Source organism: Acinetobacter radioresistens DSM 6976 = NBRC 102413 = CIP 103788 (genome assembly GCF_006757745.1).
GTDB classification, from domain to species: domain Bacteria; phylum Pseudomonadota; class Gammaproteobacteria; order Pseudomonadales; family Moraxellaceae; genus Acinetobacter; species Acinetobacter radioresistens.
The window spans coordinates 2,861,489-2,876,435 of sequence record NZ_AP019740.1 but is presented as its reverse complement, the minus strand read 5'-3'; the positions used below and the strand labels follow the sequence as shown (position 1 = coordinate 2,876,435).

The 14,947-nt window shown below is 42.9% G+C and carries 14 protein-coding genes; 8 read left to right on the top strand and 6 right to left on the bottom strand.

Annotation, left to right across the window (positions count from 1 at the left end; translation table 11 throughout):
• The first annotated feature begins 383 nt into the window (after positions 1–383).
• Positions 384–1,479 (top strand): peptide chain release factor 2 gene (prfB, locus tag ACRAD_RS13570; RefSeq protein WP_100067877.1). Its coding sequence is split into 2 segments (ribosomal slippage): positions 384–455 and positions 457–1,479, totalling 1,095 coding nucleotides; the frame shifts between segments, so codons are not numbered across the junction.
• 72 nt (positions 1,480–1,551) lie between these two features.
• Here the strand turns inward: prfB and ACRAD_RS13565 are convergent.
• Together ACRAD_RS13565 and ACRAD_RS13560 are read right to left on the bottom strand one after the other, a co-directional pair.
• Complete coding sequence (locus ACRAD_RS13565; RefSeq protein WP_010700148.1) at positions 1,552–2,097, bottom strand: VTT domain-containing protein; 546 nt, start codon at positions 2,095–2,097, stop codon at positions 1,552–1,554.
• 305 nt (positions 2,098–2,402) lie between these two features.
• Complete coding sequence (locus tag ACRAD_RS13560) at positions 2,403–2,858, bottom strand: GNAT family N-acetyltransferase (protein WP_016801298.1); 456 nt, start codon at positions 2,856–2,858, stop codon at positions 2,403–2,405.
• Positions 2,859–3,147: 289 nt separating this feature from the next.
• Between ACRAD_RS13560 and ACRAD_RS13555 the strand changes: the two genes are divergently transcribed.
• From ACRAD_RS13555 to ACRAD_RS13540, 4 genes are all read left to right on the top strand, one after another.
• Positions 3,148–3,453: an ArsR/SmtB family transcription factor gene (locus ACRAD_RS13555; RefSeq protein ID WP_005024071.1), complete on the top strand. Its 306-nt coding sequence runs from the start codon at positions 3,148–3,150 to the stop codon at positions 3,451–3,453.
• A gap of 42 nt (positions 3,454–3,495) precedes the next feature.
• On the top strand, positions 3,496–4,551 hold the full coding sequence (locus ACRAD_RS13550) for an alkene reductase (protein ID WP_005024073.1): 1,056 nt from the start codon (positions 3,496–3,498) through the stop codon (positions 4,549–4,551).
• Positions 4,552–4,638: 87 nt separating this feature from the next.
• Positions 4,639–5,916 (top strand): 3-deoxy-D-manno-octulosonic acid transferase, encoded by a 1,278-nt coding sequence (locus tag ACRAD_RS13545; RefSeq protein WP_005024075.1) that lies wholly within the window; start codon positions 4,639–4,641, stop codon positions 5,914–5,916.
• A 12-nt stretch (positions 5,917–5,928) separates the two neighbouring features.
• Positions 5,929–6,642: a 16S rRNA (uracil(1498)-N(3))-methyltransferase gene (locus tag ACRAD_RS13540; RefSeq protein WP_005024077.1), complete on the top strand. Its 714-nt coding sequence runs from the start codon at positions 5,929–5,931 to the stop codon at positions 6,640–6,642.
• Here the strand turns inward: ACRAD_RS13540 and ACRAD_RS13535 are convergent.
• Complete coding sequence (locus ACRAD_RS13535) at positions 6,616–7,608, bottom strand: mechanosensitive ion channel family protein (protein WP_005017875.1); 993 nt, start codon at positions 7,606–7,608, stop codon at positions 6,616–6,618. The genes ACRAD_RS13540 and ACRAD_RS13535 overlap by 27 nt on opposite strands.
• 98 nt (positions 7,609–7,706) lie before the next feature.
• Positions 7,707–8,270 (bottom strand): DUF805 domain-containing protein, encoded by a 564-nt coding sequence (locus ACRAD_RS13530; RefSeq protein ID WP_005024080.1) that lies wholly within the window; start codon positions 8,268–8,270, stop codon positions 7,707–7,709.
• A gap of 299 nt (positions 8,271–8,569) precedes the next feature.
• Between ACRAD_RS13530 and acs the strand changes: the two genes are divergently transcribed.
• Positions 8,570–10,516 carry an acetate--CoA ligase gene (gene acs, locus ACRAD_RS13525; RefSeq protein WP_005024083.1) on the top strand — a complete coding sequence of 649 codons (1,947 nt, stop codon included), beginning with the start codon at positions 8,570–8,572 and terminating at the stop codon, positions 10,514–10,516.
• Positions 10,517–10,634: 118 nt separating this feature from the next.
• Positions 10,635–11,819, top strand: coding sequence for an acyl-CoA dehydrogenase family protein (locus ACRAD_RS13520; RefSeq protein WP_017400571.1), 1,185 nt, complete (start codon positions 10,635–10,637; stop codon positions 11,817–11,819).
• Positions 11,820–12,007: 188 nt separating this feature from the next.
• On the opposite strand, the gene sfnG is transcribed toward ACRAD_RS13520, so the two are convergent.
• Positions 12,008–13,117, bottom strand: a complete 1,110-nt coding sequence (gene sfnG, locus ACRAD_RS13515) for a dimethylsulfone monooxygenase SfnG (RefSeq protein WP_005024094.1) — start codon at positions 13,115–13,117, stop codon at positions 12,008–12,010.
• Positions 13,118–13,137: 20 nt separating this feature from the next.
• Positions 13,138–13,875: an FMN reductase gene (gene msuE / locus ACRAD_RS13510; RefSeq protein ID WP_005024097.1), complete on the bottom strand. Its 738-nt coding sequence runs from the start codon at positions 13,873–13,875 to the stop codon at positions 13,138–13,140.
• A 367-nt stretch (positions 13,876–14,242) separates the two neighbouring features.
• On the opposite strand from msuE, the gene ACRAD_RS13505 reads away from it, so the two are divergent.
• Positions 14,243–14,893 carry a response regulator gene (locus tag ACRAD_RS13505; RefSeq protein WP_005017881.1) on the top strand — a complete coding sequence of 217 codons (651 nt, stop codon included), beginning with the start codon at positions 14,243–14,245 and terminating at the stop codon, positions 14,891–14,893.
• Positions 14,894–14,947: the final 54 nt, after the last annotated feature.

Below are 14,947 nucleotides of genomic sequence, written 5' to 3'. Positions count from 1 at the left end.
ATGTTTAGTTTTATTAAAAGCATGGAGATTTTGTGAATAGTACAGGTGTTTGATTATAGATTATTCAATTTTGATTACAACTTATTTAAATGTGAGCAAGATTTACTCATTTTTATCTTTTTATTTTCAAGTTGAATTTACATATTTTGTTAGCTTTGAAATATGATGTTGATCTGTTGCATACATTCGGACAACTTGTAATTCACTCTCATTTATTTCATTTTCAATATAAATTTTTAATTTTAATAAACTCATAAATGATCCCTGCCCAATATCAATTTTCAAATTTTTTATCACGCTACTGTTATTTGAAATGATCTCAACGAGACAGATGCTCTATGCTACAATTTAAGGATTAAAAGGTTTTTTTGAGAGTAAATCACGTGGAAATTAATCCGTATCTAAACCAGTTGAAAGATTTAAGTGAACGTAGTCAGACTCTACGGGGGTATCTTTGACTACGATCTTAAAAAAGAACGGTTAGAAGAAGTTTTACGTGAGTTAGAAGATCCGAGTATCTGGAATGACCAGAGTCGTGCTCAGGCGATGGCTAAGGAAAAAGGTGAGCTTGAAAATGTTATTAATGTGCTGGAAGGTTTAAGTACCCAGCTGGAAGATGCACAGGCAATGCTAGACCTTGCAGTCGAAGCGGATGATGAAAGCCTGCTTGCGGATGTACAGGCTGAACTGAGCTCTGCGGAAGAAGCATTGGCAAAACTTGAGTTCCGCCGCATGTTCAGTAACCCCATGGATCCAAATCCCTGCTATGTCGAAATTCAGGCTGGTTCGGGCGGTACAGAGGCACAAGATTGGGCCTCTATGTTACTGCGGATGTATATGCGCTGGATTGAACGTCATGGCTTTAAAGCTGAGTTGATGGAAGAGTCTGATGGTGATGTCGCGGGAATCAAATCAGCCACTATCCGGGTAGAAGGCGAGTATGCATATGGCTGGCTACGGACAGAATCCGGTGTACACCGTTTAGTACGTAAGTCGCCATTCGACTCGGGTAACCGTCGTCATACGTCATTTTCTGCTGTATTTGTTTCACCTGAAGTAGATGATAATATCGAAATCGATATCAATCCATCTGATGTACGTACAGATACTTACCGTGCATCAGGTGCGGGTGGACAGCATATTAATAAAACTGACTCTGCAGTACGTTTGACCCATATGCCAACAGGTATCGTGGTTGCATGCCAGAATCAGCGATCACAGCATGCCAACCGTGATCATGCCTGGAAACAGCTACGTGCCAAGCTTTATGAACTTGAAATGAGTAAGCGTAATGAAGCTGCACAAGCTTTGGAAGATTCCAAGTCGGATATTGGCTGGGGTAGCCAGATTCGCTCTTACGTACTTGATGACTCACGGATTAAAGATTTGCGTACTGGCGTTGAGAATTCAAATACCGGAGCAGTACTTGATGGCGATCTGGACAAGTTTATTGAAGCAAGTCTGAAACAAGGGCTTTAATTTTAATTATAGCTCATATAAAAACAGGAGCTGGTCTCCTGTTTTTTTTAATTTTATTAATAAAATAATTAATTAGATAATTTCATTAATTAAAAAAATCGTACTGCCAGCAAAATATCCCAAGCCCAGCAATAGCCCAATCCAGAACAGGCCGCCTAGCAGGTTATAAAGCAGAAACATCGGATAATTCATCTGATTGGCACCTGCAGCAAATGGAGCCACTGAACGTACAAAAGGAATAAAACGAGCCATCAGGATAGTTTTACCACCATGACGCACAAAATAGCGATTTGTACGGGTTAAATGTTCCGGTTTGATAAAACGTGATTTTACACTGGTAATCTGTGGCCCAAAGAATTTACCGGTATGGTAGTTAACAATATAACCTAGAGTGGCCGCTGCAAAAAGCAGCATGATCATAAAGTCAAGGTGCATAAAATCTACTGAAGCACATAATGCTCCTACACTCAGGAGCAAGCTGTCTCCTGGCAGGAAAAACATGGCAATAAATGCAGTTTCAGCAAAAATAATCATAAACAGGAGCGCATATACCCACATACCATAGGCTTCAATAAAGCCGGGCAAATGCTGTTCGAAACCAAGCAAAAAATCAATCAATTCCGTCTACCCATTTGTCGTGTTTATATAGAAAACGAGAAGTTACAGGCACTTCCATACAGCAGGCTGTATACAACGTTATACTCATTCAGCTTTGGCCTGATCTGGTCACAGTCAAAAATCCATATTTCAATATATAAATAAAAAATTAATATATTCAATATGATATAAAATTTATGACTTTTATTCATTCTCAAAACTGACAGCAGTATAACCCGGTTTAGCTTAAAGTAAACCTCAGGTGTTTATCGATAAAACTGCTTTTCTGGTCTGATCAGTAGCTTTATAAGTGCTCTGAATAGGATTTAAGGCATAGTTGAGGAAAGGGTTAAATGCATATTAATATGGGGTATACCACAATCTTCATATACTTCCCCAAAACATGCAAAACCGAGTTCCTGATAAAATGATGTTGCATGGACTTGAGAAGATAGACACAGCTGATCAAGCTGCTGCTCCTGTGCATATTTAATGATAGCCTGCATTAGAGCTTTACCTAAACCACGTCCACGATCAGTTTTAAGAACGGCTACTCGGCCAATCCAGTGATTTGGTAGTAACCGTGCAGTTGCAATGGCACGTGTCTGATCATATAGAATAAAATGAACAGCATGTTTATCGTCCTGATCCCATTCATCTTCTGCTGCAATCTTTTGCTCCTGAATAAATACTTCAGTACGAATAAACTTTGCTGCTGACTGGAGTTCGTTCCAGCTGCCATGTCTAATCTGGAATAAAGACAAAACTTGCTCCTGTAGCATATCGATATAAATGAATTAGCCTGATTTTAATGCAGCAACCCGGTACTGCTACACTATTTTTATAAAACTTTTTGAATATAGAGAGTTTTAATATTGACTCATCAATGAGTACAGTGAAGGTTATGGGGAAAGTCTTCTGAGAGTGTTAAAATAAAATCCCCCGTTCAACAGATCACGTTTATTTCTAAATTGAATAACAAATATCGTAAAAATTCGATATTAATATCGATAAAAAACGATATACTGTATTTCAAGGGTGACGTGTTTTACATCAGTGCGAGAAAAAGTGATGGACACAGAAGCGATTTATAAAGCTTTGGCAAATCCGATCCGCAGGCAGATTTTACAGTGCCTGAAAGATCCTGAGCAGTTTATTCCTAAGCTAAATGAATGTGAATATGATTTTAGCCGGGGAGTATGTGCAGGGCAGATTGAAAAAATTGCCAATGTCTCTCAGTCGACTATGTCCAACCATCTGTCAGTGTTGCAACAGGCAGGACTGATCCAGGCAACCAAATATGGTCAATGGTCTTATTTTTCGCGCAATGAAGCACTGATCCAGAAATTTGTAGATACTCTACAACAATCTCTCTAAATCTTTTTCAGGTGAAGAAAAGATCTCCCAAGGATATGAAATATGACTGATCTGTCTACTCCCGCACAGTTTGGCGAACTTCAGCTCAAGAACCGTCTGGTTATGGCCCCATTAACTCGAACCCGTGCTACTGAAGATCGTATACCCACTGATCTGATGGTGGAATACTATACGCAACGTGCGAATGCTGGCCTGATTATTGCGGAAGCAACTGTGATTGCAGAAGAAGCAAACGGATATGAACGTAGCCCAGGTTTATATAATGATAAACAAGTTGCTGCATGGAAAAAGATTACAGATGCAGTGCATGCTGAGGGAAGCCTGATTGTTTCACAACTGTGGCATGTAGGCCGTATTTCACATCCAGATTTACTCAAGGGTGAAATACCAGTTTCATCAAGTGCCATCAAACCGAAAGGTACCGTTAGTCTGCTACGACCAAAACGTGAATATGTGACCCCACGCCCGCTCGAAATTTCTGAAATTAAAGCCATTGTAGCGCAGTATAAGCAGGCAGCCATATATGCCAAAGCTGCCGGTTTTGATGGGGTAGAAGTTCATGCTGCAAATGGCTATCTGCTGGACCAGTTCCTGCAAAGCAGTACGAATCAGCGTGAAGATGAATATGGTGGTTCTGTTGAAAATCGTGCCCGCTTCTTACTTGAAGTTGTCGATGTTCTGATTGAGGTATGGGGAGCAGGACGTGTTGGCGTACATCTGGCACCACGTGGTGATGAGCATGATATGGGCGATGATAACCCGAAAGAAACCTTTGGCTATGTGGCTGAAGAGCTGGGTAAACGTCAGATTGCCTTTATATTTACCCGTGAATATCTTGCCGAAGACAGTATTAGTGCCTATCTGAAAGAACGTTCAGGTGTACCCTATATCGCGAATATGCGCCTAGATGCGCAAACAGCTAAAGAGCTGCTGGCCAGTGGTAAGGCAGACGCCGTATCGTTTGGCAAGGCTTATATTGCCAATCCGGACTTATATCAACGCCTGATGAGCAATGCGCCACTTAATGAGCTTAATACCACTACCATGTATGGTTTTGGACCGGAAGGCTATACTGACTACCCGACAATGGCTATATAAACACCAGGATTAAAATTCTTAAGGGGCATGATCCAGAGGACTGGGTCATGCTATATTTGCCGATTGTTTCTTGACTGAGAGTTCTGCTTGGGAACACCATTTTGGTATAACGCCTTACTGGCGTTAGTAAAGCCGCTTTATCGGAAGCGTTTATATAAACGTTCGGGACACTTGCCTGATTTTCAGGATGAGCTGCTGGAACGCTTTGGGCCTTTTCAGCCTCCTTTACATACGCAAGCGCTCTGGTTCCATGCTGTTTCTGTCGGTGAAACCAATGCAGCACAACCTCTGATTGAACATTATTTAAGTTTAGGTCAGCCGGTACTATTGACCAATACGACCCGTACTGGACAGGCACGTGCCAAATCCTTATTCTCACAGCGTTATCCGAAACTGTTTCAGGCAGTATTTCTGCCGGTAGACCAGCGTTACTTAATTGAAGAGTTTCTGAGCAAATACCAGCCCAAACTGTTGGCACTGGTTGAAACTGAACTTTGGCCGAACCTGTTGCAGATAACCCGATTTCGGCATATTCCTGTCTTATTGTTAAATGCACGCTTATCTGAAAAGTCCGCCAAAGGTTATGCCAGAGTAAAAGGCCTTAGCCGTTCCATGGTCGAATGCCTGGATTCAATGCTGGCTCAAGATCAGCCCACCAGACAGCGTTATATCGAATTGGGTATGCCACCTGAAGCTGTTCAGGTTGTAGGAAATATCAAGTTTGATATTTCTGCACCGCCTAAATTTACTGAACGGGCTGCCCAATTAAAGAGAGACTGGCAGTTAGAGCCACGCAAGATTATTCTACTGGCCAGTACTCATGCGCCTGAAGAACTAGAGCTGTTAACTGCTCTTCGGCCCTTTTTACAAAAGCAGCCAGAACTCTTATGCATTGTAGTACCACGACATCCTGAACGTTTTAATGAAGTATTCGAGCAGTGCCAGAAACTGGCACTGCTTACCCGACGCCGTAGCCTTGACCAGACGATTCAGCCAGATACACAAGTCTATCTGGCCGATAGTATGGGTGAATTATGGTTATGGTATGCCTTGAGTCAGGCCTGTTTCGTTGGTGGTTCTTTAAATGAGCCAGGGGGCGGACATAATATTCTTGAACCGATTGCACTTCATGTTCCCACGGTTATCGGTATACGTTACTTTAATTTCCAGAGTATTGTTGATGAGTTCGTAGAAGCTCAAGGAATTCTGATTGCACACGATGCAAACGAGGCTGTAAACCAGCTGCTCGCCTGTATAGATGACCCGGAGGCCGCAGGTCATTTAAGCCAGCAAGCCTATAATGTTCTCCAAAAAAATCAGGGTTCTTTAAATCGGCACATCCATGCTATTGATCAGTATTTATAAGTCAGCATAAAAATGAATATTGTTTTACTTGAGCCGCAGGCAGCAGCGACCGAACCATGGACTATCTGTTCCAGACGTCAAGTCCAGCATTTACTTCAGCATCTGAATATAAAGACAGGTGATACTTTAAAAGTGGGTATCCGTAATGGAGAGCGTTACCTGACAGAAATCGTTGCTCTGAATGACAATACAGTACAGGTACGGCCATTAAAACAGGAACAGCTACCAGATAAACTTCCTGTCACCCTCATTGTGGCTATGCCACGGCCAAAAGTATTACGCCGCCTGATTATGGACAGTGTAACACTCGGTGTTGAAAAGATTATTTTATTGCACAGCTACCGGGTCGATAAAAGCTACTGGCAAACCCCATTTTTACAACAGATTGAAAGTTATGTAACGCTGGGACTGGAGCAGGCAGGAGATACAATTGCACCGGCTGTAGAAATCCATAAGCGTTTTAAGCCTTTTGTTGAAGATATATTGCCCGGGTTAATCTCAGCGCAGCAACCTGCTTATGTGGCACATCCCTATAGCGAGCAGGCTATGCCGTCCAGTATAGTGCATCCCTGCACTGTAATTATTGGACCAGAAGGTGGCTTTATTCCTTATGAAATAGAATTGCTCACTCAAAATGGCTGTCAGGCCGTGCATCTAGGCCAACGTATTATCCGTACTGAAACCGTGATTCCATATGTGTTAGGTCGGCTGTTTAGTGGCATCTGATGGTTTATCTTCCTGTACTAGACTGTTGTCGCCGCGGTAAACTTTAACTTCCTGTACCGGATAAGGAATAGAGATGCCATGCTCATCAAAGGCTTTGATCACCTGTTCCTGAACTTCACTGACTGAAGCACCAATATTGGTTTCTTTTGTATCAATCCACCAGAACACGCTGAGCCTGACAGAAAAGTCAGATAAAGCAGAAACATTCACACTAAAAGCCGGCTGGCTTAAAATTGTACGCTGGTTATTAAGTATATTCAGAATCAGTTCTTTGGCTTTTTGTGCATCATCTTCATAGCTGATCCCGACATCAAAGTTACAGCGGCGGCGCGGGTAGGCAGTGTTGACAGTTATTGAGCTGGTATAGACTGTCGCATTTGGGATCAGAATACGGCGACCATCCGGCGAGCGTAAATAAGTTGCCCGAATCTGGATATCTTCGACCGTACCTTCCAGTCCATTTACAATAATATCGTCACCAATCCGGAAAGGTTCACTCAGTAAAATCAGGATACCTGAAAGCAGGTTCTGAAAAATATCCTTAAATGCAAAACCGATTGCGACCGAGCCGATTCCTAACGCGCTCATCAGTTGTCCCGGTGTAAAGCCGGGCACTGAGATTACCAATGCAATCAGCAAACCAAAAGATACAATAAAGGTACTTCCTACCCGGTTTAGTACCAGAACCAAATTCTGTCGGGTATAGGTTTTATTATGCAGGGTCTTACGAATAAAAAATTTAAACAGGGCTGATAAGAGCCAGAAAATCAGGAAAACTGCTAGAGCAATACAGAAGTAGGGCACACGTTCCCAGAAACCTTCAATGATCTTATCAATGGTACTATAGGCATCATTATATTTGCTGGTGTGTTCAATCACCTTTTGTGCAGTTTTTTCACCTGCTTCGTGCAGTAACTGAGTAGTTCCCTCAGTTACATCACTCAATTTCTTTGCTTCTTCAGCCACAGCTTCATCCGCACCTTAAACAAAGACCATATTCTGCCTGAAAACCATATTGAATTTAATCGGCTACTTGCCAAAATTATACATAGGCTGTACCTGAGTTAAAAATACGGCGTCGCTTTTTGCAAGACTTCCCGTGGTATTTCAATAGGCTGACTTTCACTCAGGTAAATCCAGGTACTGCGGCTGACAAAGAAACTTAAAATGACTAAAGCAATTAACAGCCAAGCTACAGTTTTTTCCCAGAGCAAGGTTCGACGTGGATGCCCAAAACGGTTAATCCCTGCATCACCCGCGGCAAAAAGCAGGTAAATCATGAACAGGAAATTAACCAGAGGTAAGAACAGCAGCAGCGCCCACCAGCCGCTATGATTACGGTCATGCAAACGTCGTACTATCAGGACCAGGTTAAAATAGGCATAAAGCAAGGTAAGTATTAATAAACCTATACTGGCCAGCTGATCCCACATCCCTGTAATATTATAGCTCTGAGGAGTGCTTTGCATATTAAAGCTGCCCATGAGCAGACTGAATATAACCAGTATGAAGAAAGCGATACAATTTAAAAGGCCATTCCAGCCAATATAGCTTAAACGGCTAAAGCGCCCTCTCATCGAAAGAGGATGATCGGTTTCAGTGGGGTAAAAATTATATTCAGCAGTCATGATCGCTCATCAGTTAATGGCTGGATTGGGTAAGAAAATGTTGCTTTTATGCAATTATTAAAGTTTTACCGGTTTAAAATTATAAGATAAAGATTAAATTAGTTTCTGATAAATCAATCATATTTGTTAAAAAGCAGTTATTCTGTTGAATAAAAGTTAAGCGCTTTATCTACGACCAAAGCATGATTGTCAGTTGTACTGAACAGTCCTATTACTGGTTGAAAGGCAATCAATAAAATAAATAATACCCCGTGCTAAAAGTCTCGTGAGGAGACGTACAATATCAAGGAAGTGATACTATGAGTGAGATCTATCCTGTACCTGAAGAATTTAAAAAAACTGCCCGCACTGTCGAAGAAGATTATCTGAAACGTTACCAGCATTCGATTGAACAACCTGAAGAATTCTGGGCTGAAGAGGCAAAAAGGATTGACTGGATCAAGCCATTTACACAAGTTAAAAATAGCAGTTTTGCTGCTGATAATTTCAAGATCGAATGGTTTGCTGATGGCCAGCTTAATGTCAGTGCCAACTGTCTGGACCGACATTTAAAAGAGCATCCGCACAAGCCTGCAATTATCTGGGAGGGAGACCATCCTTCACGTCACAAGATTATTTCTTTTAAAGAACTGCATGATGAAGTATGCCGTTTTGCCAATGCCCTGAAAAAATACGGGATTGCTAAAGGCGACCGGGTAGTCCTATACATGCCGATGGTCAGTGAAGCTGCCATTGCCATGCTGGCATGTGCCCGTATTGGAGCAGTGCATTGTGTAGTCTTTGGGGGATTCTCTCCTGATTCGCTGGCCAGCCGTATTGAAGACAGCCAAGCAAAAATGGTAATTACCGCTGATGCCGGTATGCGGGGCGGCAAGCTGATTCCTCTTAAAGAAAGTGTCGATCAGGCCTTAGAGCATGCAAAAACAGACTCAGTTGAACATGTAGTAGTAGTACACCGTACCGGTAATCCGGTAGAAATGAAACCAGAGCGCGATCTGTGGTATCACGAAGTAATAACTGAAGTGAATGAAATCTGCCCGCCGGAGCCGATGAATGCTGAAGATCCACTTTTTATTCTTTATACCTCTGGCTCTACCGGTAAACCTAAAGGCGTACTGCATACTACTGGCGGATATCTAGTTTATGTCAACAGCACCTTTCGAGAAGTATTTGATATAAAACAGGACGACATATACTGGTGTACTGCCGATGTGGGCTGGATTACTGGTCACAGCTATATTATTTATGGGCCATTATCTAATGGTACCACGACGGTAATGTTTGAAGGTGTGCCGCAATATCCAAGTTGGGCGCGTGTAGGCCATATTGTCGACAAACATAATATAACCATCTTATATACTGCACCCACTGCAATTCGGGCCATGATGCGTGAAGGTGATGCTTACGTGCGTGAAAGTGACCGCAGTAGCCTACGTTTGCTGGGCTCTGTTGGTGAACCGATTAACCCTGAAGCCTGGTCATGGTACTACAACGTAGTTGGAGGAGGGCGCTGTCCAATTGTCGATACCTGGTGGCAGACTGAAACGGGCGGCATACTGATTTCACCACTCCCCGGTGCGACTGACCTTAAACCCGGTTCGGCTACGCGGCCTTATTTTGGAGTGCAACCTGCTATTGTCGATGGTGATGGCAAGGTGCTAGACGGTGCAGCAGAGGGTAACCTGATTATTAAAGATTCCTGGCCGGGCCAGATGCGAACCATATGGGGAGATCCCCAGCGTTTTATTGAAGCCTATTTCTCGACATTCCCCGGTAACTATTTTACTGGTGACGGTGCTCGTCGTGATGAAGACGGTTACTACTGGATCACGGGTCGTGTTGATGATGTGCTAAATGTTTCAGGTCACCGGCTGGGAACTGCAGAAATTGAAAGTGCCTTGGTGGCACATGACCATGTTGCTGAAGCCGCTGTAGTGGGAATGCCTCATGAGATTAAAGGACAGGGGATCTGTACTTTTGTAACCTTGCAGGCAGGCGTTAATGAGTCTGAAGAGTTAAGGCAGGAACTGGTCAGCTGGGTACGCAAGCAACTTGGCCCAGTGGCAACACCAGATGCGCTGCACTGGGCACCCGCACTGCCCAAGACACGTTCCGGTAAAATTATGCGCCGTATTTTAAGAAAAATTGCTGCCAATGAACTGGACAGTCTGGGAGATACTTCGACCTTGGCAGAACCAGCTGTAGTCGAGCAATTGATTGTTACGGTCTATCCGGACCACAAGTAAAATATTTCTGAATACCGCCTTGCTTTAAGGCGGTATTTTTAACTATAAGAATAAACTGAAGAATACACACAGCTGTACAAGCCATAAAATTTTAATGAGTACCCTAGATAAAAGCTTAATGAATACAACAGAAAATTCTTACTCTGCCGAGCAGGCGATACAGACAGCACAACAACTCACCCGGCTATTTTCACATACCGCTGCCTTACGTGATAAGCAGGGCGGTAACCCTAAAAAAGAACGTGACCTGATTCGGGAAAGTGGGCTACTTAAACTGTCAATTCCTACTGAATATGGCGGTTCAGGAGCAAACTGGACGACAATTTTTGAAACTATTCGAATTATAGCGCAGGCAGACAGTTCACTGGCGCATGTCTACGGATTTCATCATCTGTTGATTGCCACGGTACAACTGTTTGCACAACCACAACAATACACCAGCTGGTTCAGGCAGACTGCTCAAGATAACCTGTTTTGGGGCAATACGCTCAACCCCCTCGACCGTCGTACTACAGTAACCCGAATTACAGATCATGAATATATTTTTCAGGGGGATAAAAGCTTCTGCTCCGGTTCAATAGACTCAGACCTGTTGCTGTGCTCGGGCTATGATGAACAGGGCAAATTGCTGATAGGTGTGATTCCATCGCAGCGCAACGGCGTTAGTTTTTTGGGGGACTGGGACAATATGGGACAGCGCCAGACCGACAGTGGCACCAGCCATTTTGAACAGGTGCATGTCTATAAAAAAGAGCTACTACTTAACCCGGGCCCACTGAGTACCCCCTATTCAAGTCTTCGTCCGCTTATTGCACAGCTGATTTTTGTCTATTTATTTTTAGGTGTAGCAGAAGGAGCATTTGAGACTGCTAAAGCTATTGTACAGGGCCAAAAAGCCTGGTCAAAGTCTCTGGCTGAACAAGCTGTAGATGACCCTTATATCCAGAAACATTTTGCCGAGTTTTATGTGCAGCTTGAAGGGGTAAGGCTACTTGCAGCAGACGCTGTGAAGAAACTGCAGGCAGCATGGTTACAGGGTGAACACTTAAGTTCAGTGCAACGCGGGGAGGTTTCTATTGCAATCGCAACTGCTAAGATTGCTGCGACCAATACCTCACTTTATATCACGCAAAATATATTTCAGGTCATGGGGGCACGTGCCACAGCTGCCAAACTGAATCTGGACCGCTTCTGGCGCAATGTTCGAACCCAAACCCTGCATGATCCGGTTGACTATAAATATCAGGAAATTGGGGAATGGATATTAACCGGTAAACTACCTGAACCCAGCTTTTATTCTTGAACGGGTATGAGAGAAATAATTTTCAGGTCAATCTTTATATCCAGAATTTAATATACAACTATCTTCAGAGACAGCTTATAGAAAAAGTGCAGGCTATAAAAAACCCTCAAGCCGAGTCTTGAGGGAGGAGAACTGCCATGGGGTGTTATTATTATTTGGTTCATGAGCAACCAGGTTTAGCTGATTAATCAGGCAGACTTGGCAGATACAACATGCTGCTGCTCTACTTCTAACTCACGAACCAATGGCAAAACCTTCTCGCCGAAATACTCTATTTCTTCTATAAAATGTAAAAAGCCTGAGAGGATCAAATCAACCCCGGCATTTTTAAGCTCAATAATCCGTTCAGCAATTTGTTGGGGAGTACCAATTAGATTGGTCTTAAAACCATCATTATATTGCACCAGATCCACAAAAGTGGATTTTGCCCAGTTTCCTTCGCCTTCACGACTGGCAGCTCCTGCCTCACGAGTAGCCTTCCCAAAAGCCTGTACTGCCTGAATATCGGCCTGCTCGATAATCTCTTGTAATACTGCCTGCGCTTCTTCTTCTGTATCACGGGCAATAATAAAGGCATTTACCCCAACCTTAATTTGATGACCATTTAAAGCCGCTTTGGTACGCAAATCACTAATCTGTTTGACCAGTTCGTCAACGCTATTACCGTTGGTAAAATACCAGTCAGACACACGTGCAGCCATATCACGTGCGGCTCGGGAACTTCCACCCTGAAATACCTCAATATGAGGCTGCTGTAGAGGTTTGGGTTTAAGGGTATAATTCTCAAACTGATAATATTTACCTTTAAAACTATACTGATCCGTAGTCCAGATTCCTTTTAAAGCTCGAATAAATTCTTCAGAACGTACATAACGTTCATCATGTTCAGGCCAGATCTCTCCAATGGCATCAAATTCTCCACGAAACCATCCACTCACAATATTAACTGCTATGCGACCTTGAGTCAGATGATCAATAGTAGCGAGCTGTTTGGCAGCCAGAGCCGGTTTCCAGGGACCTGGTAAAATGGCAGCAATAACTTTCAGCTTTTCAGTTTTTGCGAGAAGAGCATGGCTAAAGCTGACAGACTCATGCTGGTTTTCGGCGCCATAGCCTGCTGTAAAACGAATCTGGGTTAATGCATATTCAAAGCCGTTTTTCTCGGCAGTCTGCGCTAAACGGACGTTATATTCATAACTCCAGTCGGTGCGCTGCTCAATCTTACTCACCACTAAGCCGCCACTGACATTTGGAACCCAGTAAGCAAACTTCAGCTGCTGTGCTTGATCATCCTTCATAGTGATTTCCTCACAAACTGTTAGGCCACATGAGTCTTCAGGTTTTTTGGATGCAAACGCGACTCTGCTGCATCTAGGCTGGGTACGGCGACAGATGGCAAGACCTCTTCCTGCTCAATCTGTTTATTGATCCCCAAATTCTGGTTAGCTTGCTCAGTTTTGACTTTAACCAGTTCTGCGCGTTGCCCTTTGGCTGGCGCCCACTCTAGAATTGGAAGTGCGCGGGCAACAGCCAGTGTAATGCGGTCTGCCAGCTGTTGACTCTGAATGGTATATTCTGGAGTAAAATCACGATCTGTGGCATAAACACCAATTGGTAAAGTCTGTGCCTGAAAAAAGCTAAACAATGGGCGTAATTGGTGTTCCAATACCAATGCATGGCGGTCGCTACCACCAGAGGCAGCCAATAATACAGGTACATCTACTAGGGCTGTCTGTTCGACAAAGTCAAAAAAATGTTTGAATAGGCCAGTAAAAGAGGCACGGTAAACCGGGGTCCCAACAATTAAAGCGTCTGCTGCTTCCACAGCAGCCAGATCATCCTGTACGCGCTGTGGAAGCTGGTTACGGTAAATAGCGCCTCCAAGTAAAGGCCCAATTTCACTAAATTTAATAAAGTGGATATTAATAGGTGTTGCCTCGCCGAGTTCATTTAATACCGCCTGAACCAGAGCTTCAGTTTTAGACGGTGTATTGAGACCACCTGAAACTGCAACAATATTAAGAGGCTGAACAGAAGATGAAAAATGATGTGTCATGTAAATAAACCTAAATAGCTCGCTAGTTACTATTTATTAACGGTCAGAAGCAGCCAGCCTGTAAAATAAGGAAATTAAAATAAGTTATCGTTTTTCAAGATATCTTTTAGATCAAAAAAAAATAAAATTTAAGTTATTGTTTTATAAAAATTTAATATAAACTGAGATTTAGGCGGCTCTAAAAATAGTAATTTATATGAAATTCTGATTTGAATTGAATAAAAATATCAAATACATTAAGAGCGCTTTATTATTGATCAGTTCTTACTAGCTTGCACACTAAATTAGTGAAGAATTGCATATCCTTAATGTCATGAGTGCAGTTAGAATAAAGCTGTACTGTGCAAAGAGATCTCCTGTTTCGCTTATGAACATATTAATTGTTGATGATCATCCACTGTTCCGGCATGCCCTAATTCAAGCCGTGCGTTATAGCCTGCCACAGGCACAAATCTCTGAGACAGCTGCAGTAAATGAATTTTATGAACGTCTGGAAAAGGGTTCAGAACCAGATTTGGTTTTACTGGATTTAAACTTGCCCGGTGCTTCAGGTTTTTCAGCACTGGTTCATGTCCGTGCCCAATATCCTTCTATTCCGATTATTGTAGTCTCTGCTCATGAAGAGCTGTCAATTATTCAGCGTGCAATTGCACACGGAGCAATGGGCTATATTCCTAAATCTGCCCATCCAAGTCATATTGGCGAGGCAATTCGTCAGGTATTAGAAGGGGAAATCTGGTTACCACCGAATTTGCCTACCAACGTGAGCTTTGATCCGAGAGCAACTGATGAGACCGAACTTGCAGAGCGAATTCAGTCACTTACACCACAGCAGTTCCGTGTACTGATGATGGTTGCTGAAGGTCTGCTCAACAAGCAGATTGCTTATGAACTAGATGTTTCAGAGGCTACCATCAAGGCACATGTAACAGCTATTTTCCGTAAGCTGGGAGTACAAAACCGTACTCAGGCAGTATTGGCTATCAAGGCACTTAATATTGATGAAAAGAGAGTCTAATTTAAAATAGCTATAAAAATAAGGCCCATGAATAAGGCCTTATTTTTTGTACCG